Annotated in this window: 18 protein-coding genes; 13 read left to right on the top strand and 5 right to left on the bottom strand. The window is 74.4% G+C overall.

Going from position 1 to position 21733, the window contains the following annotated elements; genetic code table 11:
- Positions 1 to 16 precede the first annotated feature (16 nt).
- Positions 17 to 2134, bottom strand: coding sequence for a catalase (locus ACN27G_RS22565; protein ID WP_421494758.1), 2118 nt, complete (start codon positions 2132 to 2134; stop codon positions 17 to 19).
- Positions 2135 to 2361: 227 nt separating this feature from the next.
- On the opposite strand from ACN27G_RS22565, the gene ACN27G_RS22570 reads away from it, so the two are divergent.
- The 9 genes from ACN27G_RS22570 to ACN27G_RS22610 all read left to right on the top strand — a co-directional run bounded on the left by ACN27G_RS22570 (position 2362) and on the right by ACN27G_RS22610 (position 12413).
- Positions 2362 to 3903 (top strand): MFS transporter, encoded by a 1542-nt coding sequence (locus ACN27G_RS22570; RefSeq protein WP_421494759.1) that lies wholly within the window; start codon positions 2362 to 2364, stop codon positions 3901 to 3903.
- A gap of 109 nt (positions 3904 to 4012) precedes the next feature.
- The gene (locus ACN27G_RS22575) at positions 4013 to 4363 is read left to right on the top strand and encodes an NADH-quinone oxidoreductase subunit A (RefSeq protein ID WP_421494760.1); all 351 of its coding nucleotides are present in this window, start codon (positions 4013 to 4015) and stop codon (positions 4361 to 4363) included.
- On the top strand, positions 4354 to 5484 hold the full coding sequence (locus ACN27G_RS22580; RefSeq protein WP_421494761.1) for a hypothetical protein: 1131 nt from the start codon (positions 4354 to 4356) through the stop codon (positions 5482 to 5484). Before ACN27G_RS22575 ends, ACN27G_RS22580 begins: the two co-directional genes overlap by 10 nt.
- On the top strand, positions 5477 to 6418 hold the full coding sequence (locus ACN27G_RS22585) for an NADH-quinone oxidoreductase subunit H (RefSeq protein WP_421494762.1): 942 nt from the start codon (positions 5477 to 5479) through the stop codon (positions 6416 to 6418). Before ACN27G_RS22580 ends, ACN27G_RS22585 begins: the two co-directional genes overlap by 8 nt.
- Entirely contained in the window at positions 6415 to 6993 is a 579-nt protein-coding gene (locus ACN27G_RS22590) for an NADH-quinone oxidoreductase subunit J (protein ID WP_421494763.1), read from the top strand. Before ACN27G_RS22585 ends, ACN27G_RS22590 begins: the two co-directional genes overlap by 4 nt.
- Positions 6990 to 7292, top strand: a complete 303-nt coding sequence (nuoK, locus tag ACN27G_RS22595; RefSeq protein WP_421497422.1) for an NADH-quinone oxidoreductase subunit NuoK — start codon at positions 6990 to 6992, stop codon at positions 7290 to 7292. Before ACN27G_RS22590 ends, nuoK begins: the two co-directional genes overlap by 4 nt.
- A 22-nt stretch (positions 7293 to 7314) precedes the next feature.
- Positions 7315 to 9450, top strand: a complete 2136-nt coding sequence (locus ACN27G_RS22600) for an NADH-quinone oxidoreductase subunit L (protein ID WP_421494764.1) — start codon at positions 7315 to 7317, stop codon at positions 9448 to 9450.
- Positions 9451 to 9453: 3 nt separating this feature from the next.
- Complete coding sequence (locus ACN27G_RS22605; RefSeq protein WP_421494765.1) at positions 9454 to 10992, top strand: complex I subunit 4 family protein; 1539 nt, start codon at positions 9454 to 9456, stop codon at positions 10990 to 10992.
- A complete protein-coding gene (locus ACN27G_RS22610; protein ID WP_421494766.1) occupies positions 10989 to 12413 on the top strand; it encodes an NADH-quinone oxidoreductase subunit N in 1425 nt (474 codons plus the stop codon). The genes ACN27G_RS22605 and ACN27G_RS22610 overlap by 4 nt, the downstream gene beginning before the upstream one ends.
- 40 nt (positions 12414 to 12453) lie before the next feature.
- On the opposite strand, the gene ACN27G_RS22615 is transcribed toward ACN27G_RS22610, so the two are convergent.
- Together ACN27G_RS22615 and ACN27G_RS22620 are read right to left on the bottom strand one after the other, a co-directional pair.
- Positions 12454 to 13020: a nitroreductase family deazaflavin-dependent oxidoreductase gene (locus ACN27G_RS22615; protein WP_421494767.1), complete on the bottom strand. Its 567-nt coding sequence runs from the start codon at positions 13018 to 13020 to the stop codon at positions 12454 to 12456.
- Between the two features lie 53 nt (positions 13021 to 13073).
- Positions 13074 to 14321: an APC family permease gene (locus ACN27G_RS22620; protein WP_421494768.1), complete on the bottom strand. Its 1248-nt coding sequence runs from the start codon at positions 14319 to 14321 to the stop codon at positions 13074 to 13076.
- 112 nt (positions 14322 to 14433) lie between these two features.
- Here ACN27G_RS22620 and ACN27G_RS22625 point away from each other — a divergent pair, with 112 nt between their 5' ends.
- The gene (locus ACN27G_RS22625) at positions 14434 to 14907 is read left to right on the top strand and encodes an Lrp/AsnC family transcriptional regulator (protein ID WP_421494769.1); all 474 of its coding nucleotides are present in this window, start codon (positions 14434 to 14436) and stop codon (positions 14905 to 14907) included.
- 168 nt (positions 14908 to 15075) lie between these two features.
- A complete protein-coding gene (locus tag ACN27G_RS22630) occupies positions 15076 to 17991 on the top strand; it encodes an AfsR/SARP family transcriptional regulator (RefSeq protein ID WP_421494770.1) in 2916 nt (971 codons plus the stop codon).
- A 44-nt stretch (positions 17992 to 18035) separates the two neighbouring features.
- Here the strand turns inward: ACN27G_RS22630 and ACN27G_RS22635 are convergent, their stop codons facing one another.
- A complete protein-coding gene (locus ACN27G_RS22635) occupies positions 18036 to 18938 on the bottom strand; it encodes a hypothetical protein (protein ID WP_421494771.1) in 903 nt (300 codons plus the stop codon).
- Between the two features lie 169 nt (positions 18939 to 19107).
- Positions 19108 to 19539: a hypothetical protein gene (locus ACN27G_RS22640; protein ID WP_421494772.1), complete on the bottom strand. Its 432-nt coding sequence runs from the start codon at positions 19537 to 19539 to the stop codon at positions 19108 to 19110.
- Positions 19540 to 19740: 201 nt separating this feature from the next.
- Here ACN27G_RS22640 and ACN27G_RS22645 point away from each other — a divergent pair, with 201 nt between their 5' ends.
- Positions 19741 to 20670 (top strand): hypothetical protein, encoded by a 930-nt coding sequence (locus ACN27G_RS22645; RefSeq protein WP_421494773.1) that lies wholly within the window; start codon positions 19741 to 19743, stop codon positions 20668 to 20670.
- A complete protein-coding gene (locus tag ACN27G_RS22650; protein WP_421494774.1) occupies positions 20664 to 21728 on the top strand; it encodes a peptidylprolyl isomerase in 1065 nt (354 codons plus the stop codon). The genes ACN27G_RS22645 and ACN27G_RS22650 overlap by 7 nt, the downstream gene beginning before the upstream one ends.
- Positions 21729 to 21733 lie beyond the last annotated feature (5 nt).

A 21733-nucleotide genomic window follows, 5' to 3' on the forward strand; every position in this document is an offset into this window, starting at 1 on the left:
CGCCGGGCGGGGCCGGTTACCGGCCGGCGCGCAGCATCGCGGCCCGGTCCCAGGCGCGGTGCAGTCCGAGGGCGGCGATCAGGTCGGTCGTGAAGGCGTCGGTGACGCCCTCGGCGAGCAGCATGCCGGGTAGCGCGGCGTCGATGCCGGCGTCCGCGAGCACCCGCGCACCGTCGCCCCATGCGCCGATCGGCTTGCAGTGCCGCAGCGCCTCCTGGAGCAGGACGGTCAGCCGTGGGTCGGTCAGGCCGGCCGTGCCGGCGGCGACCAGGACGGCGTCGTACTCGATCGACCGGGTGGTCAGCAGGGTCCGGTCGACCGGCAGGTCGCCTCGGGTGCCGCGCAGTTTGCCGCCGACCGGCGCGACGACCCGGAGCACCGCCTTCTCGGCGGCCAGAGCCGTGCGCAGCGCGTCGATCCCGGCATGGTCGGCCTGGTCGGTGGCGACGACGCCGACCACCCGCCCGTCGATCGGACCGGGCGTGGTGACCACCTGGCTCAGTGCCGGTGACGGGGTGACCTCGGCGGTCGGTGCCGCGTCGGGCGCCGGCAGGCCGAGGCCGGCGGCGACCCTCGCGCAGAGGTCGCCGTCGATCCGGGCCAGCACCGCGAGCTGCCGCTCCCGGATCGCCGGCTCGTGGCACTTGCCGAGCTCGAAGGTGTACGCCTCGACGATGTGATCCTGCTCGACCGGGGTCACGCTGCGCCAGAACATGGTGGCGTGCGAGTAGTGGTCGCCGAACGAGGCCGGGTTCCGGCGTACCTTCGGGCCGTTGACCTCGGTCGGCACCGTGACGTAGCCGGTGCCGTCGGGGTCGGTCCGCGGGCCGCCGCCGTCGAGGCTGTTCGGCTGGTACGGCGCGATGCCGGTGTGCACGAACATCTGGTGCATGCCGTCGCGGAGGTTGTCGTTCACCGGCACGTGCGGGCTGTTGACCGGCAGTTGCGGAAAGTTCGGGCCGCCGAGCCGGGTCAGCTGGGTGTCGAGGTAGGAGAAGAGCCGTCCGGCGATCAGCGGGTCGTTGGTGACCTGGATGCCGGGCACCAGGTTGCCGACGTGGAACGCGACCTGCTCGGTTTCGGCGAAGAAGTTGGTGGGGTTGCGGTCGAGGGTCAGCCGGCCGACCCGCTGCACCGGGGCGAGTTCCTCGGGCACGAGCTTGGTCGGGTCGAGCAGGTCGATGCCCTCGAAGGTCTCGTCGGGCCGGTCCGGCAGCAGTTGCAGGCCGAGTTCGTATTCGAAGAAGGCCCCCGCCTCGATGCTCTCCGCCATGTCGCGGCGGTGGAAGTCCGGGTCGACGCCCTGGGCGAGCTGCGCCTCCTCCCAGACCATCGAGTGCACGCCGGCGAGCGGCTTCCAGTGGAACTTCGCCAGGGTGGTCTTTCCGTCGGCGTCGACCAGCCGGAAGGTGTGGATGCCGAAGCCCTCCATGGTGCGGAAGGAGCGCGGGATGCCCCGGCCCGACATCACCCAGATGACCTGCATCGTCGCCTCGGTGTGCAGCGAGACGAAGTCCCAGAACGTGTCGTGCGCGGTCTGGGCCTGCGGGATCTCCCGGTCGGGGTGGGGCTTGCCGGCGTGGATCAGGTCGGGAAACTTGACGCCGTCCTGGATGAAGAAGATCGGCGCGTTGTTGCCGACCAGGTCGAAGTTGCCTTCCGGTGTGTAGAACTTGACCGCGAACCCGCGTACGTCCCGGACGGTGTCGGCCGAGCCGCGGGAGCCGAGGACGGTGGAGAAGCGTACGAAGACCGGGGTCTCCAGGTCCTTCTCGGCGAGGAACCGGGCCTTCGTCACCGGGGCGGCGTTGCCGTAGGCCCGGAAGACGCCGTGTGCCGCCGCACCGCGCGCGTGCACCACCCGCTCGGGGATCCGCTCGTGGTCGAAGTGGGTGATCTTCTCGCGGAGGTGGAAGTCCTCCAGCAGCGCCGGGCCCCGGTCGCCGGCCTTGAGCGAGTGGTCGGTGTCCGACAGCCGCAGCCCCTGGGCGGTGGTGAGGAACTCGCCACCCTGGGCCCGGGGGTCGGGCGCGGTCCGGTCCGGGGAGGGCGGCCGGCTGCGGACCGGGTCGGGTGCGCTCTGGTCACGCCGGCGTTCCGGTGACATCGTGGATAGCTCCTGTTCCCGTGACATCGTGGTAGCTCCCCTCACGATAAGTACATTGTCACCCCTTTTCCGGTATTAACGGCCTTCACGCCTCCCCGACCCGGCCATGTCCCGCCGCTACCAGCCGTGCCCCTGCTCGCCGGGCCAATATCCGTCACCTGCTCCGGCAACGACTGCGGAACCGGCAGAGTCGGCGGTGGAAGAGGCGGTGCCCGGAGTGAACGGACCGGGGACGACCACGGGGGCGGACGGCGATGGCGGGTGTGCGGCGGCGTGGTGCCGACGGTGCCGGTCCGCGCCGGGCGGCCCCCGGACGGCTCGACCGGTATGCCAGCCGGACCCTGGGCGGGCCGGGCCGGCCGCGGGTCGTGCTGCTGCTCGGCGCCGTCCTCGCGCTCAACACCGCCGACACCGGGACCGTGGGTGCCGCGGCCGCCCAACTCGAAGCCGACCTGCACATCAGTCACGCCCAGTTGGGCCTGCTGGCCACGGCGTCCGCCGGGGTCGGTGCGATCGCGGCCATCCCGATGGGCCTACTGGCCGACCGGGTGCACCGGGTACGCCTGCTCGCGGCCACCGTCGCCGCCTGGGGCGTCGCGATGATCGCCAGCGGCATCTCCCCCGACTACCGGTGGCTGCTCGCCTCCCGCCTGCTGCTCGGCGCCGCCGTCGCCGCCTCGGGTCCGGTGGTCGTCTCGCTGACCGGCGACTTCATCCCGCCCGCCGACCGGGCCGCCGTGCTGGGTTGGATCCTCACCGGTGAGATCGCGGGGGCCGGCCTCGGACTGCTGGCCGGCGGGGAACTCGCCGCCACGTACTCCTGGCGGTACGCCTTCTTCCTGCTGGCCGCCGCCAGCCTGGCGCTGGCCGTGGCCCTGGCGCGACACCTGCCCGAGCCGGCCCGGGGCGGCGCGGGCTGGCTCCCGAGCGACCGCGACCGACCGGACGACCCCGACGGCGGTCGCGGCGACCACGACACTCACAGCGACCACGACGGTCGCGGAGACGACGAGGGAAGCGGCACGGGTGGGTCCAATTCCGACGAGGCACGGGAGATCATCGCCGCCCGTGGTGTCGAGCCGGCACCGGAACGGATCCTGTGTGCGGGTGTGCACGAGCTGTCGCTGCCGCGCGCCATGCTCTACCTGCTGCGGATCCCCACCAACCTGCGGCTGATCGTCGCCTCCGCGATCGGCTACTTCTTCTTCGCCGGGCTGCGCACCTTCGCGGTCGTCTTCGCCACCCAGCACTTCGGCGTCGGTGGCGGCATGCTGGGACTCCTGGTGGTGGTCATCGGCGCCGCCGCGCTGGCCGGGGCGGTCCTCGGCGGCCGGTTCACCGACCGCCTCCTGCACCGGGGCCGCACGGACGCCCGCGTTCTGGTCCCCGCCGCCGGCTACAGCCTCGCGGCGCTCCTGCTGCTGCCGGGCTTCCTCGTCAGCTCGGTGGGCCTGGCGCTGCCGGCCATCGCGCTCGGCACGGCGGCGCTCGCCGCCGCCAACCCGCCGCTGGACGCGGCCCGGCTCGACATCGTGCCGGCCAGGACGTGGGGACGCGCCGAAAGCCTGCGCAGCGTGCTGCGCCTGGCCGCCGAGGCCGTCGCCCCGGCGACCTTCGGGCTGGTCGCCGACGCCCTGGGCGGCGGGGCGGGCGGGCGCGCCAGCGGGCTCCGCGACGCCTTCCTCATCATGCTCCTCCCGCTCCTGGCGAACGGGCTGATCCTGCTGCTGGCCCGGAGCACCTATCCGGTGGACGTCGCGACGGCCAGCGCCTCGGACCGCGCACTGCGGCGCTGACCCGACCGGCCCCGGCCCACCCGGAGTCGGCACAAACCGCCGAGGGGTGTTTTGCCGGCGGAAACCTGGGCACCCGCAACCGTATCGGTGGGCGCGGGTGAGGAGGATCGTGGACGGATTCCAGCCGATCGGGGCGCTGCTGGTCGTCATGGCCGCGACGCTCGCCGCCGGATGGGCGCTGGCCCGGGCCGTGGCCCTCACCACCGAGCCGCTCCCGGCCGCACCGGTCACCGGCGGGACGCCGTCCCGCGAGCATGCGATGAGCCGGTTCCACGCGCGCTGGTACACGGTGACGATGCTCTTCCTCGCCTTCGACATGGAGATGGTCTTCATGTATCCGTGGACGCGGGTCATCTCCGCCGTCGGGGCCAGCTCGGTCATCGAGATGTTCGTCTTCCTCGGCGTCCTGCTGGCCGGCGTGACGTACGCCTGGCGGGAGGGTGCGCTGCGGTGGAGCTGAGCGCCGTGCTGCTGCGGCTCGCCGCGGCACGCCCCCGGGTCTTCCTGGCCCCGCTGCCCGGGGCGACCCCGATCCGGCTGGCGGCCGAGCGGGAGCTGCGGGAGCGCGGCTGGCCGTCGGTCGACGGCCCGGCACAGGCGGACATCCTGCTGGTCGCCGGGGACGCCGCCGAACTCGAGGCCACGGTGCGGGACACCTGGGCGACGCTGCCGGTCCCCCGGGCCCTGGCCCGGGCGACGACCCCGCAGCTGGCCGAGATCCTCGACGCGGCCCGCCGGAGCCTGGGCGACCCTGCGGCGCAGCGCCGGCAGCTCGCGGAGCAGGCCGAGCAACGGGAGACGGCGCACGGCGGGGCGTCGATGGCCGAGCGAGGGCCGGACCGGGACGGACTGGAGCTGGACCGGCTGCACCTGGCGCTGGGTCCGCTGCTCGCGGACTGGCCGGCCGGGCTGACCCTGCACGTCGTGCTCCAGGGCGACGTGATCCAGCAGGTCGAGGTCGGAATCGCCACCGGCGACGGCCCGCGCCACGGTTCCTGGTGGACCGAACCGTGGCGGCGGGCCACGGCCGGCGAGCCGGTGACCGTCGCCGAGGCCGCCCGCCGGGGGGCCGCCGCCCACCTGGACAGCCTCGCCCGGCTGCTCGGAGTGGCCGGCTGGCCGGACGCCGCCACCACCGCCCGGCTGCTCCGGGACCGGACCCTCGCCGAGGGCTCCGCCGACGGGCTGCGGGGGCCGGTGCACCGGTTCGTCCGCCGGGTCGGTGGGTCCCGGACCCTGCGCTGGTCCACCCGGGGCCTCGGCCGGCTACCGGCGGCGGGTGCCGGCGGGTCTCCACCCGGCGTCGCCGGGGACGTCGTGGACCGGTACCGCCGACGGCTCTCCCGCCTCGTCGACGACCTCGACCGGCTCGACGCGACCGGTCCGCTCGACCCCGGAGAGGTCGAGCCGGCGCGCGGCCCCTGGGACCCCGACGCCCCGCCGCCCTCGGCCGCGTTCGTCGGGCTGCTGCCCGAGCTGCTGACCGGCGCCGAGATCGCCGCCGCCCGGCTGATCGTGGCGAGTCTCGACCCGGATCTCGACGAGGTCGTGCCGGCCGGCGATCGGCGCGGGCATGGTTAGCGCCGCGCCGCTCTGGTCGGTGCTGCTGGTGCCGGTTGTCCTGGCCGGACTCGCCCTGGTGGCGGTCGCCGGGGACGGGCTGCTGGCCGCCCGCGTCGCCGGACGCCGGCCCGGTCTCCGGGAGGCGCTGCTGCCGCTGGCCGGGATACCCCGGGCCCTGGTCGGCCAGCGCCGGACGCCGCCACACGCCGACCGTCTGCTGTACCGGGCCGGTGTGCCGGTGCTGCCGGTGGCCGCCGTGCTCGCGCTGGCGGTCGTGCCGCTCGGTGACCACGTCGTGGCCGACCTCGACGTCGGAGTGCTCTGGTTCAACGCGATGGAGGTGCTGGCCTGGGCGGCGCTCTGGCTGCTCGGCTGGGCGCCGAACGCGCCGTTCACCCTGGTCGGCGGCTACCGTTTCGTCGCGCAGGGGCTGGCGTACGAGCTGCCGCTGATGTTCGCGCTGGTCTCCGTGGCAAGCGGCGCGGAGTCGCTGCGGATCGGTGACGTGGTCGCCGCCCAGCAGGGCCTGTGGTTCGTGGTCTGGATGCCGGTCGCCTTCGTGGTCTACCTCGCCAGTGTGCTGGCCTTCAGTTTCCTCGGCCCGTTCGACCATCCGGCCGGCCGGGACATCGGCGGCGGCGTGCTGGCCGAGACCGCCGGGCTGGCCGGCCTGCTGCTGCGGGCCGGGCGGTGGCTGCTGCTCTGCGCCGGGGCGGCCATGGCGGTCCCGCTCTTCCTCGGCGGCGGAGCCGGCCCGCTGCTGCCGGGCTGGACCTGGTCGCTGGTGAAGGCGGTCGCGGTCCTGGCGGTCCTGGTCCAGCTGCGGCGGAGGCTGCCGACCATCCGGGCCGACCGGTACGTCGAGCTGGCCTGGGTGGTGCTGATCCCGGCGACGATCGCGCAGGCGCTGGTTGCCGCGCTCGTCGCGCTCGACGCGGGGAGGTTGCCGTGACTCCGCTGCTGACCTGGACAGTGGCCGCCGTCCTCGCGGTGCTCGCGGTCGTCGCGGGGGTGCTGGTGTTCCGGCTCGGTTCGATGGCCCGGGTGACGTACGCGCTGCTGGCCGTCTTCCTCCTGGTCGGTGCCGAACTCGTGCTGCTCGGCCTGCACTACCTGGGTGTGCTGGTCGTGCTGATGATGACCATCGAGATGGTGATCATGGCGGTATTCATGATCGCGTACATGATGGATCCCGCCGGGCTGATGCCGATGGGCATGTCGATGGCGCACAACCGGCGTACCGCACTGGTGGTCAGCATCGGCGCCTTCGTCCTGCTCACCACCGGAGTGGTCGTGGTCGACTGGCCGGCGCCCCGGGCCGCGCCGCCGGCCGACCCGACGTTCCAGGTGGGCGAGTCCCTGATGCGCGGGCAGATGTTGACCATGGTCACGCTCGGCTTCGTGCTCTTCGCCACCATGGTCGCCGCGACCGTACTGGCCGCCCGGCGCGGCCGCTACGACCGGTTCGGTGACGACCTGGACCGCCGGGAGCCGGAGGACCCGGTCCGGGGCGGGGTGGGACGCTGATGCTCGAACTCTTCCTGATCCTGGCCGCCGCGCTCTTCTGCACCGGCCTCTACGGCGTGCTCTCCCAGCGCCCGATCGTCATGATCATGATGGGGCTGGAGCTGATGCTGGCCGGCGTCATCGTGGCCGCCGCCGCCTTCTGGCGCTACCTCTCCCCCGCCGGCTCCGGCCAGGTGATCGTCGTCGTGGTGCTGGTCGCGATGGCGGTGGAGATGGCGATGGGCTTCGCCATCGTCACCGCCGGCTTCCGCAGCGCACAGGTCGGCACCACCGAGGAGGCCGGGGAGCTGCGCGGATGACCGGGCCGGCCGGAGTACCCAGATGAGCTGGCTGGCGTGGAGCCTGATCGCCGTGCCGCTGGCCGCCGGGGCCACCCTGGCGGTGGCCGGCCGGCGCGCCGACCGGATCGCCGCCCCGGCCGCCGTGACGGTCTCGATCGTCACCCTCGGGCTGGTCGGCGCCGCGGCCGTGCGGCGACCGGCCGCGTCCGCACCGCTGTTCGCCGGCATCGAGGCCGCCGTACGGGTCGACGGCCTCTCCGCGGTCATGGTGCTGGCGGTCGCGGCGGTGACGGTCGCGGTGCTGCTCTTCGCCGCCGCCGACCCGGAACTGAGCGGCGGCCACCGGGCCGAGCCGGCGGAGACCCACGACCGCACGGGCGGGCGGCGGTCGGGCGCACGGCAGCAACGCCGACCGCGCGGTGACGGCCACCCCGCCGACCCCCGGCCGGAGGCGGGCCGCGGCAGGTTCTTCGGGCTGATGCTGCTCTTCGCCGGGGCGATGCTGACCACGGTCACCGCCACGACCCTGCCGCTGCTGCTGATGGCCTGGGAGGTGATGGGGGCGGCGAGCTGGGCGCTGATCGGGTTCTGGTGGCGCGAGCGGCCGAGGGTCCGCGCGGCCCGTACGGCGTTCCTCACCACCCGGGCCGCCGACCTCGGCCTCTACCTCGCGGCCGGCGCGGCCATGGCCGGCGGGGTGCTGTCGCTGCGGCTGGACGCGCTGCCGGCGGCCACCGGCGGCTGGCTGTCGGTGCTGACCGCCGGGGTGCTGCTGGCCGCGCTCGGCAAGTCGGCGCAACTGCCCTTCTCGTTCTGGCTCTCCCGGGCGATGGCGGGGCCGGGCCCGGTCTCCGCGCTGCTGCACTCGGCCACCATGGTCGCGGCCGGCGCCTACCTGTTGCTGCGGCTGCACCCGTTGCTCGCCGCATCCGGCTGGGGCGCGCCGACGGCGGCCTGGATCGGCGCGGTGACGGCGCTGCTGATGGGCCTGGTGGCGGTCGCACAGACCGACGTCAAGCAGCTCCTTGCCGCCTCCACCAGCGCGCAGGTCGGGTTCATGGTGCTCGCCGCCGGCACCGGTGGCCTCGTCGGCGGCGTCGCGCACTGGGTGGCGCACGCGGCCACCAAGAGCCTGCTCTTCCTCACCGCCGGGGTGTGGCTCGCGGTCCTCGGCACCGGGCGCCTCGCCGAGCTGCGCGGCGCGGCCCGCCGGCTGCCGCTGGTCGGTGCGGCGTTCGCGGCCGGCGCGGCGACCCTGGCCGGGCTGCCCCCGCTGGCCCTCTGGGCGACCAAGGACCGGATACTGGCCGCCGCCTTCGCCGAACAACCGGCGCTGTACGCCGTCGGGCTCGCCGCCGGCCTCGTCGCCACCGGCTACGGCGTCAAACTGGCCTGGTATCTGTTCCGTCCCGACCCGGCCGGGGGCGTCCCGGACGGGGGCGGGGCGGACAGGGGCGTCCCGGCCGGGGCCGGGGCGGACAGGGGCGTCCCGGCCGGGGCCGGGGCGGATAGGGGCGTCCCGGCCGGGGGCGGGGCGGACAGCGGCATGCTCGTGCCGCTGGGCGTGCTCGGCGTCGCGGCGGTGGGGCTCGGCGCGCTTGCGCTGCCCGGTCCCTGGCGGGCGCTGCGGGAGACGCTCGGCATCGCCGCCGCACCCTCCGCCCCCGGCTGGCAGGTCGCCGCCTCGATCACCGTGGCCCTGGTCGGTGCCGCCCTGGCCTGGTGGTGCATGCCCGCCGCCCGGCTCCGGTCACCCGGGGCGGCCCGCTGGCCGCACCGGTGGCTCGGGCTGGAGGCGGTCGCGTACCGGTGGCTGGCGGACCGGGCGCTGCTGCTCGGCCGTGCCCTGGCCCGCTTCGACGACCGGGTGCTCGATCCCGCGGTCTCCGGCCTGGCCCGCACCGGGCCGTGGCTGGCCCGGACCGCCGCCCGGCACGCCGAGGCCCGGCTCGACGGGGCGGTCCGGGGCGTGGCGCGGGCCGGGCTGTGGGTGGCCCGGACCGCCGGCCGCACCGACGACGGACTGCTGGACCGGCTCGTACGCGGTCTCGGTGCGGGCGGCCGCCGGCTCGGTGCGCTCGCCCGCCGCCCGCAGACCGGTCTGGCGCACCAGCACTACGCCGAGTTCACCGTGGCGCTCGCCGTCCTGATCCTGTTCCTGCTCTTCGTGGGGTGACCCGTGCTCACCGCAGTCGTGTTCCTGCCGCTGGCCGTCGCGGTCCTCCTGGCGCTGCTGCCGGCGAGGCTGCCCGCGCGGCTCCTCGTCTGGACCTGGATCGTCACCGCCGCCGCCGACCTGGCGCTCGTCGTGGCGACCTGGCTGCGCTTCGACCCGGACGGGGGCCGGCAGCTCACCGAGCGGGCGTCCTGGATACCGCAGGCGGGGGTGAGCTACCACGTCGCCGTGGACGGGTTGTCGCTGCCGCTGCTGGCCATGACCGCCGTGCTCTTCCTCGCCGTCGCGATCCGCTCGCTGCACGAGACCCGGCGGGTACGGGCACACGTCGGGATCTTCCTCTTCCTGCAATCCGTCTGCCTGGGCCTCTTCGTCGCCCAGGACCTGATCCTCTTCTTCCTCTTCTTCGACCTCTCCATCGTCGGGATGTACTTCCTCATCGCCGGCTGGGGTCACGGGCCGGGGGCCCGGGCGGCGGCGCTGAAGTTCTTCCTCTACACCTTCACCGGCTCGCTCGCGCTGCTGCTCGGCTTCATCGGCCTCTACCTGGCCGCCCGCCCGCACACCTTCGACATGGTCGCGCTCGCCGCCGCCGACCCGCTCGCCGGCCGGGGCGGCCACGCCGGGCTGGTGCTGCTGGCGATCGGGCTCGGGCTGGCCATCAAGACCCCGACCGTGCCGCTGCACACCTGGCTGCCGCCGGCGCACACCGACGCCCCGGCGACCGGCTCGGCGATCCTGGCCGGCGTGCTGCTGAAGATGGGGACCTACGGTTTCGTCCGGATCGCCATGCCGCTGCTGCCCGAGGCGTGGCGCCGCTACGCGCTGGTCTTCGTCGTGGTCGGTGTCGTCTCGGTGCTGTACGGGGCACTCGTCGCCCTGGCACAGACCAACGTCAAACGCATGATCGCCTACACCTCCGTCAACCACATGGGGTACGTCCTGCTGGCGCTCGGCGCGGCCGGGACCGTGGCCGGCGACGACCTGGCCGCCCGTGAGCTGGCGGTCACCGGGGCCGTCACCCAGATGGTCAGCCACGGCCTGCTCACCGGCGCGCTCTTCCTGCTCACCGGCGTCTTCTACGACCGGCGGCGCGACTACACCATCGCCGCGTACTCAGGGCTGGCCGGTCCGGCGCCGGTCTTCGCCGGGGTGACCGCGGTGGCCGTCTTCGGCAGCCTCGGCCTGCCGGGGCTGAGCGGGTTCATCGCCGAGTTCCAGATCTTCACCGGCAGCCTCTCCGTGCGGCCGGTCGCCACCGCCCTGGCGATCCTCGGCATCCTGATCACCGCCGCCCTGCTGCTGCGCGCCCTGCAACAGATCTTCCTCGGCCCGCTGCGGCTGCCCGGGGCGGGACCGGGCGGCGGCGGGGACGCCGCCGGAAGCGCTCCGGGGAGCGGGTTCCGGGACCTGCGGCCACACGAACTGATCTCCGTGGCGCCGCTGCTGGTGCTGGCGATCGTCATCGGTGTCGCGCCCCGGTTCCTGCTCGACGTCGTCGAGCCTGCCAGCCGTACCCTGGTCGGCCTGGTGTCGAGGTGAACGAGAACGTCGCCGCGCTCCTTCCCGAGACCGCGCTGGCCGCCGCCGCCGTGCTCGGCCTGCTGGCCGGGTCGTGGCTGCCCCGCCGCCGGCAGTGGCCGGTCGCGGCCCTGGTCGCCGTCGCCTGCCTGGTCGGGCTCGGCGCCGCCGCGGCCCCGCTGGCGTCGGGCCGCACCGAGCTGGTCTTCTCGCGGGTCTTCGCGGTGGACGCGGCGACCGGGGTCGGCCGGCTCGTCGTGCTGGCCGCGCTGCTGCTGGTGCTCTGCCTCTCCGTCGAGACCGTCGCCGGGCAGCAGCGGGAGAGCGAGTACGTCGTGCTGCTGGCGCTCTCCGCCACCGGGAGCCTGGCCATGGTCGGCGCCGCCGACCTGCTGATGCTCTTCGCCGGCTTCCTGCTCACCAGCATCCCGGCGTATGGGCTGACCGGCTGGGCCCGCGACCGGCTGCCCCTGGAGGCGGCGCTCAAGTACTACCTGCTCGGGGCCCTCTGCGGGGTCGTCATGCTGGCCGGCACGACCCTGCTCTACGCGGCGGCCGGCGCCACCGGCTACGCCGAGTTGCGCGCCGCGCTGCCGGCCGCACCGCACTGGCTCACCGCGCTCGGCACCGTGGGCGTCCTGGTCGGCCTGCTCTTCAAGGCCGGCGCGGTGCCGGCACACTTCTGGGTGCCCGACGTCACCGACGGCACGCCCGCGCCGGTCGCCGCCTACCTGACCACGCTGCCCAAGGTCGGCGCGCTGGTCGCCGCGTACCGGCTGGTGCACCATGCGCTGCCGACCAGCGGCGTCGACTGGGCCCTGCTGCTCGCCGTCGTCGCGGCGGCCTCCATGACGCTGGGCAACCTCGCCGCGTTCTTCCAGGACTCGGTGCGGCGGCTGCTCGGCTACTCCACGATCAGCCAGGTCGGCTACCTGCTCGTCGCGGTCGCGGTGGCCGAGCGCAGCGACCGCGCCCAGCAGGCCCTGCTCTTCTACCTCGCCGGCTACGCGGTCACCAACCTCGGCGCCTTCGCGGTGGTGACCCACCTGCCCCGGGCGCGCACGCTCGGGGACTACCGTGGCCTGGCCGCCGGCAACCCCGCGCTCGCCGGAGTCCTGCTGGTCTGCCTGCTGGGGCTGGTCGGCACCCCGCCCACCGCCGTCTTCCTGGGCAAGCTGGAGATCTTCACGGCGGCCGTCGACGGCCGCTACACCTGGCTCGCCGCGCTCGCCGTGCTGAACACGGTGGCGTCGCTCTTCTACTACCTGCGCTGGCTGGTGCCGGTCTTCCGGCCGGCGCCGGAGCAGGGCGTCGGGGAGGCGCTGACGCCGGCCGGGCGGTGGTCGAGGCTGGCCGCGTACGGGGCCGGGGCCGCCTCGCTGGCGCTCGGCATCGCCGCCGCCGTCACCCTGCCGGCGACGACCGGGGCGCTCCTGCCGTAGTCGTCCATGTCGGAGAGCGCCACGCCGACGCCGAACGGCACTACCGCGGGACCAGCGCGACGATCGGTATGCCGCCGTCCGGATCCGCGCCGATCCGCTCGTACGCCGCGTCGGCGTCCGCGACACCGCCGGAACCCCCGGCACCACCGCCGCCGGAGCCCCGGGCGCCACCGCCGCCGGAGTCGTCGGAGTCATGGCCGGTGCCGTCGACCTGCTGGCCGATCGTGCGCATCAGCCAGGCGGCGGCGCGGGGGTGGCGGCGGGCGTAGTCGCGCAGCCGCCGGCCGGACTCGTCCGGCGGGAGCGGGCGGGCGGTGCCGCTGTGCCGGCGCCAGCCGACCTGGAAGGAGACCCGTGGCTCGGCCACGACGTTGCGGTACCACTGCGCCCGCGAGCCGTAGCCCGAGGCGACCAGGTAGCCCTGGTCGTCGTACCGGCCGATGACCTCCAGGACCACCTGTCGCTCCCGCCCGGTGCTGCGGCCGGTGTGGGTGAGCAGGACGAGGCGCCGCCCGAGCAGGCCGCCGAGGCCCAGCCGGTAGATCCAGATGGGTGCCCGCGCCAGGAGACGGTGCAGGCGTTTCCGTGGCGGACCCGTGAGTTTCACCCGCCATCACTCCTCCGCGCCGCTCGACCGCCCGTCCGCTGTCGCCAAGCACCCTACGCCGGCACCAGGGGCGGGGCGCTGCGGAGCCGGCGGGGCCGGGCCAGCAGGGCAAGGCCGGTGACGCAGGCGGCGGGGATCAGGGCGTACCCGCTGAAGGCCAGCACGGCGACGACCGCGACGACGGCGACGGCGGCGACGCCCCGCAGCAGCGGCCCGGGTAGCAGCCGGCAGGCCGCGACGGTGCAGCCGAGGTAGACCACCAGGAAGAAGGTGGTCGGCACGCTGACCAGGGCGGCCAGGCTGAGCACCCCGGTGCCGAGCAGTCCGATCAGCACGGCGCCCGAGCCGAGCAGGGCGACGAGCAGCCACGGCGGCAGGGTGTCCCGGGCGGCGGGAGCCGGCGCCAGCGAGCGGGCCAGGGCGCCGGCGCCGGAGAGGTACGCGATCACGGCGCCGACGGTCAGCACCACCGCGCCGACCGCCGCGACCCCCGGCCCGACCTGGCCGACCGCGAGGCTGAGCAGGGCGGTCAGCGGCACCGAGGTGCTGGCCGCCGGACCGAGCGCGGCGACGGTCACCGCGCCCAGCGCCAGGTAGATCACGGTGGTGGTGCCGAACGCGATGCCGATGACGACCGGAAGCTGCCGGCGGGGTCGGGCGAACCGGTTCGTCAGCGGCGCGATCGCCTCCCAGCCGACGAAGGCCAGCATCAGGGTCGAGGCCGCCGGGCCGATCGCGGTCCAGCCGTGCGGCGCGAACGGCGTCCAGTTGCCGGCGCGGCTGGCCGGCGCGGCTCCGGCGACGGCGGTGACCACGATCCCGACGAGCAGCGCGACCAGCCCGAACTGCACCGAGGCGGAGGTGCGGACCCCGCGGACGGTCACCGCGATGGTGCCGAGCAGCAGCACGGCGGCGGTGCCGCAGGCGAGCCCGACGCCTCCGCCGAGCAGCTCGGCGACGTAGTTTCCGCAGGTGACGGCGACGATCGGGGCACCGGTGATCACCCCGGCCAGGAAGCACCAGGCGACCGCGCGCCCGGCCCGCGGCCCGAGCCCCGCCTCGGCGTAGCCCCGGACCCCGCCGGCCGACGGGTGGCGCACGCCGAGGGCGGCGAAGACGACCGCGAAGAGGCCGGACGCGACCAGCAGGGCGGCCCAGGCCACGATCGACGCCGGCCCGGCCTGGGTCACGGCCAGGCCGGGCAGGAGCAACAGCCCCGGCCCGAGCAGGGCTCCGATGTAGAGCGCGGCGCCCCGGAGGACGCCGATGTCCGGTACGGCGGCGTGACGCGGTCTGGCCATGCGATGAATCTTCGCAGCGTCAGCGCCGCACGCGATGGCAAATATGAGCGCCTGTTTGGCATCCCATGCAATTCCATTGCGCTGACCAGCGGTTCTGCGGCAGCATATGCCGATGGCGACGTACGACTCCACCGACCGGGCGATCCTGGCCCGCCTCCAGGCCGACGGGCGGATCGCCAACGTCGACCTGGCCGAGGCGGTCGCGCTGTCGCCGTCGGCCTGCCTGCGCCGGGTCCGCGCCCTCGAACAGGACGGCCTGATCGCCGGTTACCGGGCCGAGTTGGACCGCGCCCGGCTCGGGCTGGACCTGACGGTCTTCATCGAGCTGAAGGTCGGCGAGCACTCCCGGGAGACCGCCGCCCGGATCGAGTCGGTGCTGACCGCCATCCCCGAGATCGTCGCCTGTCACGTCATCTCCGGCTCCGCCGACTTCCTGGTCGAGGCGGCGGTGGCCAACCTCGCCGCGTACGAGCGGCTGCTGATCGACCAGATTTTGACCATCCCGGCGATCGTCGACGCCCGCAGCACCTTCGCGATCCGCACCGTCAAGACCCGTGGACCACTGCCCCTCGCCCAGTTGCGCTGATCCCGAGGGCGGACCGTCCCGTACCCGCCCGTCTGCTCCCGGCCGCCCTGGTTGCGGCAGGTCAGGCGTGCGGCAGTCGTGAAATTGGCTGCTCGGGAGCGCCGGGCTGGGGCATCCTGCTTGCACGGTGTCACGATCGGTGACCCGGGTCAGGAGGTGCGGCCGGCGATGGCGGTGGAGCTGCTGCTCTTCGGCGACGTACGGGCCCGGGTCGACGGCCGGCCGGTCGAGCTCGGCCACGCGCGGCAGCGCTCTGTGCTGGCGGCGCTGCTGGTCGACGCCAACCGGGTCGTCCCGGCCGACCGCCTGCTGGACCGGGTCTGGGGCGAGGAGCGGCCGCGGCACGCCCGCAACGCCCTCTCCGGGTACGTCTCGCGGCTGCGCGCACTGCTCGGCACGACCGGCGAGGTGGGTATCGTCCGCCGTTCCGCCGGATACCTGCTGACGGTCGACCCGGACGCGGTCGACCTGCACCGGTTCCACCGACTGCTCGCCCGGGCCCGCGCCGCTGCCCGGTCGGCGGGGGCGCACACCGGCGGCGAGAGCCCGGCGGCCCTGCTGAGGGAGGCGCTCTCGCTCTGCTCGGGCGAACCCTTCGGCACTCTCGACACGCCCTGGCTGACCGGGGTCCGCACCGCGCTCGCCGCCGAGCGGCTGGCCGCCGAACTCGACCTGGCCGATCTCGCCCTGGCCGCCGGACGGCACGCCGAGCTCCTCGGCGAGCTGGGCGGGCGCGCCGCCGCGTACCCGTTCGACGAGCGGGTCGCCGGGCAGCTGATGACGGCGCTGTACCGCTGCGGCCGGCAGGCCGACGCCCTCCGGCACTACCAGGAGATACGCTCCCGGCTCGCCGACGAGTTGGGCATGGACCCGGCGCCGGGGCTGCAACGGCTGCACCAGCAGATCCTGACCACCGATCCGGCGTTGGAGAGTCCGCCGGCACCGCCCCGGCCACCGATGGGGACCGCCGGGCCCGCGCCGTCGCGGGAGACCGCCGCGCCCGCGCCGCCACCGTCGGTGCCGCGTCAACTGCCTCCGCCGCCGGTCGCGTTCACCGGTCGGCGCCCCGAACTGGCCGAGCTGGACGCGCTGGTCGCCGCGCATCCGCAACCCGTCAACACCGCGGTGCTCTCCGGATCCGCCGGAGTCGGCAAGAGCGCGCTCGCGCTGCACTGGGCGCACCGCAGCACCGACCGGTTCCCCGACGGGCAGCTCTACGTCAACCTGCGCGGCTTCGATCCCGACGGTGCGGTGGTCGACCCGGCGGAGGCCGTACGCGGATTCCTCGACGCGTTCGGGGTCGCCGCCCGGCGGATACCGGTCGGGCTCGCCGCGCAGACGGCTCTCTACCGCAGCCTGGTCGCCGGCCGGCGGATGCTGGTCGTCCTCGACAACGCCCGGGACGCCGCGCAGGTCCGCCCGCTGCTGCCCGGCGCGTCCGGCTGCGCCACCGTGGTGACCAGCCGGAACCAGCTTGCCGGCCTGGTGGCGATCGACGGTGCCCGGCCGGTCACCCTGGACCTGTTCACCACCTCCGAGGCCCGGCACTTCCTGGCCCGGCGGCTCGGCACCGACCGGACGGCCGGCGAGCCCGCCGCCGTCGACGAGATCGCGGCCCGCTGCGCGCGGCTGCCCCTGGCGCTGGCCGTGGTGGCGGCCCGTGCCGCCGCGCACCGGCACTTCCGCCTCGCCGACGTGGTCGCCGAGCTGCGGGTCGCCGGCGGCAGCCTCGACCCGTTCGACGGTGGCGAGCCGGCCGCCGACGTCCGGGCGGTCTTCTCCTGGTCGTACCGGGCACTCGGCCCCGCCGCCGCGCGACTCTTCCGGCTCGTCGGGCTGCACCCGGGCCCCGAACTGAGCGCACCGGCCGTGGCCGCGCTGGCCGGACTGCCCGGTGCGGCGGCCCGGCGGCTGTTGACCGAGCTCGTCCGGGCGCACCTGCTCGACGAGCGGTCGCCGGGGCGGTACGTCCTGCACGACCTGCTGCGGGCGTACGCCACGGAGCGGGCCGAGGAGGAGGAGACCGCCACCGAGCGGTGTACGGCCGCACAGCGGCTGCTCGACCACTACCTGCACACCGCGTACGCGGCCGACCGGCTGCTCTATCCGCACCGGGACCCGATCGTGCTGGCCGAGCCGGTCGCCGGGGCCGAGCCGGAGCCGCTCGCCGACCGGGCCGGGGCGGGCAGGTGGTTCCGCGCCGAGCACCGGACCCTGCACGCGCTGGTCGACCGGGCCGGGCGGACCGGGGTCGACCGGCACACCTTCGAGCTGGCGTGGAGCCTCACCAGCTACTTCAACCTGAGCGGGTCCTGGCACGACCAGGTCGCGGTGCAGGGTGTCGCGCTGGAGGCGGCGTGCCGGCTCGACGACGAGGGGGCACAGGCGCACGTACACCGGAATCTCGGCCGGGCCCAGACGCAGCTCGGCCTGCTCGACCAGGCCCACACCCACCTCACCGAGGCGTCGCGGTTGTTCGTCGCCGTCGGCGACCGCGCCAACCAGGCGCAGGTGCGGGTCAACCTGGCCCGGCTGCTGGAGCAGCAGGGTCGCGACCTGGAGGCGCTGCACCACGACGAACGCTCGCTGGACCTCTATCGCGAGGTCGGACACCTGACCGGTCAGGCCCGTGCGCTGAACAACATCGCCTGCATGCTGACCCGGCTCGGTGACTACGACCGGGGCCGGGAGCTGTGCCGGCAGGCGCTGCGGCTCAACGAGGAGATCGGCAACCGGCACGGCGCGGCGACGAACTGGCAGACCCTCGGCTATCTCGAGTGTGCCGCCGGGGCGTACCGGGCGGCGGTCGCCGGCTGCCGGCGGGCGCTCGACCTCTTCGACGAGGTCGGTGACCGGGCCGGCGCGGCGGAGACGCTGACCTGCCTCGGCGAGGCCCTGGCCGGCGGCGGTGAGCTCGGCGCCGCCGTCGAGGCGTGGCAACGCGCCCTCGTGCTGCACGACGAGATGGGGCATCCGGACGCCGAGCGGGTCCGCCGGCACCTGCGCGCGGTGCGGGAGGCGGACCCGCCCGCCGCGAGCCTGCTCACCCCGGCGGCCGCACCCGGCCGGCCGGAGCGAAGCTGACGACGGCCGGTCGGCGCCGTGGCTGCCGACCGGCCGTCCGGGTGTCAGGAGGCGCAGATCGCCTGGCTGACGATGAAGTCCCAGTCCTGGCTGACCGGGGTGTTCTCCACCGCGAAGGCCTGGACGTAGTCGAGCGCGTTGGACGGGTACACCACCTGGAGCGAGACGCCGCCGGGCGCGGTGTTGGAGATCGCCGCGCCCGCACCGTGCACCCGGGTGCCGGAGGGGCACTCCGCGAACGCGATCTTCTCGGACTCGGAGCCGCTCTCCGCCGACGGGGTGGTGACCACCTGGTAGCCGGCGGGACGGTTCACGCAGATCGCGTACGCGTCCACGGTCCAGTTGCCGGCGTAGCCGTTGGCGTCCTCGTGCGCGCTCGCCCGGAAGATGTCACCGCTGCCCGAGGCCCGGGACATGTGCAGCGCCACGTCGCGCCCCGGGTTGACGATCCGGGCACCGCCGCCGAGGGCCCGCCTGCTGCCGCAGACGGCGACCGCCTCCAGCTCGGGCGGGGACGAGGTCGCCGAGTTCTGGCTACGCGCCACCTGGTAGCCGGAGAGCCCGGACGGGCTGGCGCAGATGGCGTACGCCTGCACCCACCAGTCTCCGGTCATCGCGGCCGTGGTCTCGGTGCCGGTGGCCACGAAGCTGTCCGGGGTGCCGTCGGTGCGGTGCTCGGGGACGAGCTGCACCAGCGCCACCTTGGCGCTGTCCGCGGCGGCCACGGCGAAGGCCCATCCGCCACCGCCGATCACCCACTTGCCGGCGGGGCACTCGGCCCGGGCGGTGTGGCTCTGCTGCGAGTCGATCGACGACACCGGCGAGGTCACCTTCTCGATCCCGGTCACCGCGGCCGCCGGGCCCGCCCCGGCGAGCTGGACTCCGACCTGGGCGACCGCCACCACGGCGGCTCCGGCCAGGGCGAACCAGCGGTTCCTGCTTGTCATTGCCGTGTTCCTCTCTCGTGCCGGGCGTCGGTCGGCCCGGAACTGAGCACCACGGTGGCGGGCGAGGTTTCGGCAATTCTTCGGCGAGGATGAAATCGCAGGTGGCGGGCTGTCTGCGGGCGGTTGCCGCGGCGAGGGCGGGGCGGCCGTGCTGTCCTACGCCAGGCCGCTACACCGGTTGCCCGGCGTTGCGGGTGAGGCCGGCGGCCCGGGCGCTCCCGGTGAGCGCCGCGGCGAGCAGCAGCAGCGCGGCAGGCGCGTAGAACAGCCCCAGGCCGAGCGAGAAGACCAGCACGTAGGCGCCCATCAGGATGGTGGCCAGCCACGTGACGACCAGGCCGGCGGTCTGCCACCGCCAGGCCACCAGGGCGGCGAGACCGGTGACGACCACGGGCGGGACGATCGCCACGGCGGCGCCCGACGCACCTCCGTCGTCGATCAGGAGCGGCAGCGTCGCGATGCTGACCGCCACCACGATGGTCAGCGCCGCCAGGACCAGGGTCAGGCTGCCGTTGCGCGGCGGCCGGCGCCACAGGGCGAGGCCGACCACGACGGCGACGACCACGGCCACGGTCAGTGCGACAAGCACGGCAATACGCATGGCGAATCTCCCTAATCTCGGATTCCATCGTGACAGAACGGTCCAGACGTAACCAGTCAACCATCGATGTGCATACGACGTGGGGACCGGCGGTCATCTCCACAAATGTTGCGTCCAGTCTTCCGGAGACGTGGAAGACAGCAATGGTGTTCCGGGCCTAGTTTCTGCCAACGATCACAACCAGGCCTCTGGGAGGTGAAAGTGTCGATCACCAAAGTGCTCCGCCGCATGCCACAGTCGATGATGGGCATCGGGCTCGGCCTGATCATCGCGGCGAGTCTGCCGACCGCCGTCTTCGCGGAGCCACAGCAGAGCCCCGGCCCCAACGGAGACCTGACCTTCGAGGTACGGGACACCACGGCGGTGCAGGGCAAGTACGGACTGGCCGGATCGCTTGTCGAGTACGACGCCAGGCGTACCGCCGCCGACCGGGCGACCGTCACGGTGAAGGTCAACGGCGTCGTGCTCGAAGCGACCGTCGACTTCGCGGCCCGGACCGGTTCGTGGCAGGGCCACGGCAAGATCCTCGGCGGCGAGGGCAAGACCGCGCTCGCCGGCATGGAGAAGGCGCTGGCCGGCCAACTCCGGCCGGGCAAGGCGGTGCTCGGCCCGCACGAGGCGCTGCTGCACCGGGCCGTCAACTACTGGTCCGAGGCTCCGGCGGGATACGTGCTCACCGGCGACTCGTTCAGCAAGCCGGCGGAGTCCGACGTGCCCAAGCCACTCACCGACGAGAAGGGTGAGCCGCTGGCGGCGGCGGGCGAGGAGGAATGCCTCAACGCGATGACGGGCGAGCAGAGCGCGGCCGCCTGTCAGCAATCCAACGAGGACGGCATCCTCTACACCAGTTGCAGCGGGAGCCATGCGGAATGCCACGACGCCAACAGCCACTGTTTCCGGTGCGCCTCGGCGAACGTCGGCAAGTCGGTGAACTGCAAGGGTCGGTGCGGTGGTGGTTGCTGCGTCCCGGACGGGCTCGGCATCTACACCTACGACTGCCTCGACCACGACCAGTGCTGCGGGGACCACGGCGGTTGCCTCAACCCGTGGGACGGCGAGTGCGGCGACGAGTACGGGGAAGCCGACGACGACTTCCTCCTGGGCCGGCAAAACTGTGGTTGGCAATGTTGACCCAGCGCCACGACGACGGTGACTCCTCGCCTGCCGAGCACGGCACGGCGGGCGAGGAGCGCCCCGTCGCCCGGGAGGAGACGAGCGCGGCGGGTGCGTCGACGGGCACGGCGGGCCGGGTGCTCCGCTGGGTCCTGTCGATGGTCGCGGTGGCGGTGCTGGTCGCGGGCGCGGCCGTCACCTTCGCCAACGCCCGGGTGCCGGAGGCGCGGGTCGATCCGGGCGAGGAGGTTGTCGCGACGGTCGACGGCGAGCCCGTCTACGGCCTGGACGTCGGCCCGCACATCCGCACGGAGGCACCCTGGGTGGGCGTCCAACCGCCGGCCGACCCGGTCGACTCGGCGTTGCGCGACGCCGTCATCGTCCGGCTGCTCGCCGCCGAGGCGCGGCGGCAGGGGCTGTCGGCCGACAGCAACGGGGCGCGGAGCGTCGTGGACGGCCAGTTGAACCTCGCCCTGCTCGACAAGGAGATGGACGCGCGCGGGCACCACCCGGAGAAGCTCACCGAGCCGGAGGTCCACGCGTTCTACCAGGACAACCTGGATCGGCTCTCGCGGTTCCGCTCCGGCACCGTCTCGGCGGTCATCCTCACCGACCTCGATCGGGCCCGGGAGGTGCTCGCCAGGGCGGCGGTCGCCGACGACACGGCCTTCGCCGCGCTGGTGGCCCAACACTCCACCGACCCGGCGTCCAGGGCGAAGGGCGGGCTCGTCGCGGAGGTCGACGCGGCGGCCGACGAGGTGCCACTGCCGGTCGCCCGGGTGGTGGTCTGGACCCGGAGAAACGGTGACGTGGGTCTGGCCGAGACCGGCGACGGGCGGTTCTGGGTGATCCGGATGACGAAGATCGAACTCCTGCCCCCGCCGTGGAACGCGGCCACCGAACAGCGGGTGCGGGAACTGATGGCGAACGAATGGCGCGGAGAGGTGATGCGGGACCTGGAGGCGCGGCTCCGCCCGGCGGCCGACGTCAAGATCAACAAGGGCGCCCTCGACCGCTACCGGGCCGAGGTCGGGAACGACCTGGTCCCGACCGCCCGGGTCACGGCACCGCGCTGACGCCC

The sequence above is a fragment of the Plantactinospora sp. WMMB334 genome (assembly GCF_049179095.1).
Taxonomy (GTDB): Bacteria; Actinomycetota; Actinomycetes; order Mycobacteriales; family Micromonosporaceae; genus Plantactinospora.

Excerpts from the sequence above, each read along its gene's own strand:
- ACN27G_RS22565 (WP_421494758.1), bottom strand. The coding sequence starts at position 2,134 with ATGTCACGGGAACAGGAGCTATCCACGATGTCACCGGAACGCCGGCGT.
- ACN27G_RS22570 (WP_421494759.1), top strand. The coding sequence starts at position 2,362 with ATGGCGGGTGTGCGGCGGCGTGGTGCCGACGGTGCCGGTCCGCGCCGG.
- ACN27G_RS22585 (WP_421494762.1), top strand. The coding sequence starts at position 5,477 with ATGGTTAGCGCCGCGCCGCTCTGGTCGGTGCTGCTGGTGCCGGTTGTC.
- ACN27G_RS22600 (WP_421494764.1), top strand. The coding sequence starts at position 7,315 with ATGAGCTGGCTGGCGTGGAGCCTGATCGCCGTGCCGCTGGCCGCCGGG.
- ACN27G_RS22620 (WP_421494768.1), bottom strand. The coding sequence starts at position 14,321 with ATGGCCAGACCGCGTCACGCCGCCGTACCGGACATCGGCGTCCTCCGG.
- ACN27G_RS22625 (WP_421494769.1), top strand. The coding sequence starts at position 14,434 with ATGGCGACGTACGACTCCACCGACCGGGCGATCCTGGCCCGCCTCCAG.
- ACN27G_RS22630 (WP_421494770.1), top strand. The coding sequence starts at position 15,076 with ATGGCGGTGGAGCTGCTGCTCTTCGGCGACGTACGGGCCCGGGTCGAC.
- ACN27G_RS22635 (WP_421494771.1), bottom strand. The coding sequence starts at position 18,938 with ATGACAAGCAGGAACCGCTGGTTCGCCCTGGCCGGAGCCGCCGTGGTG.
- ACN27G_RS22640 (WP_421494772.1), bottom strand. The coding sequence starts at position 19,539 with ATGCGTATTGCCGTGCTTGTCGCACTGACCGTGGCCGTGGTCGTCGCC.
- ACN27G_RS22650 (WP_421494774.1), top strand. The coding sequence starts at position 20,664 with ATGTTGACCCAGCGCCACGACGACGGTGACTCCTCGCCTGCCGAGCAC.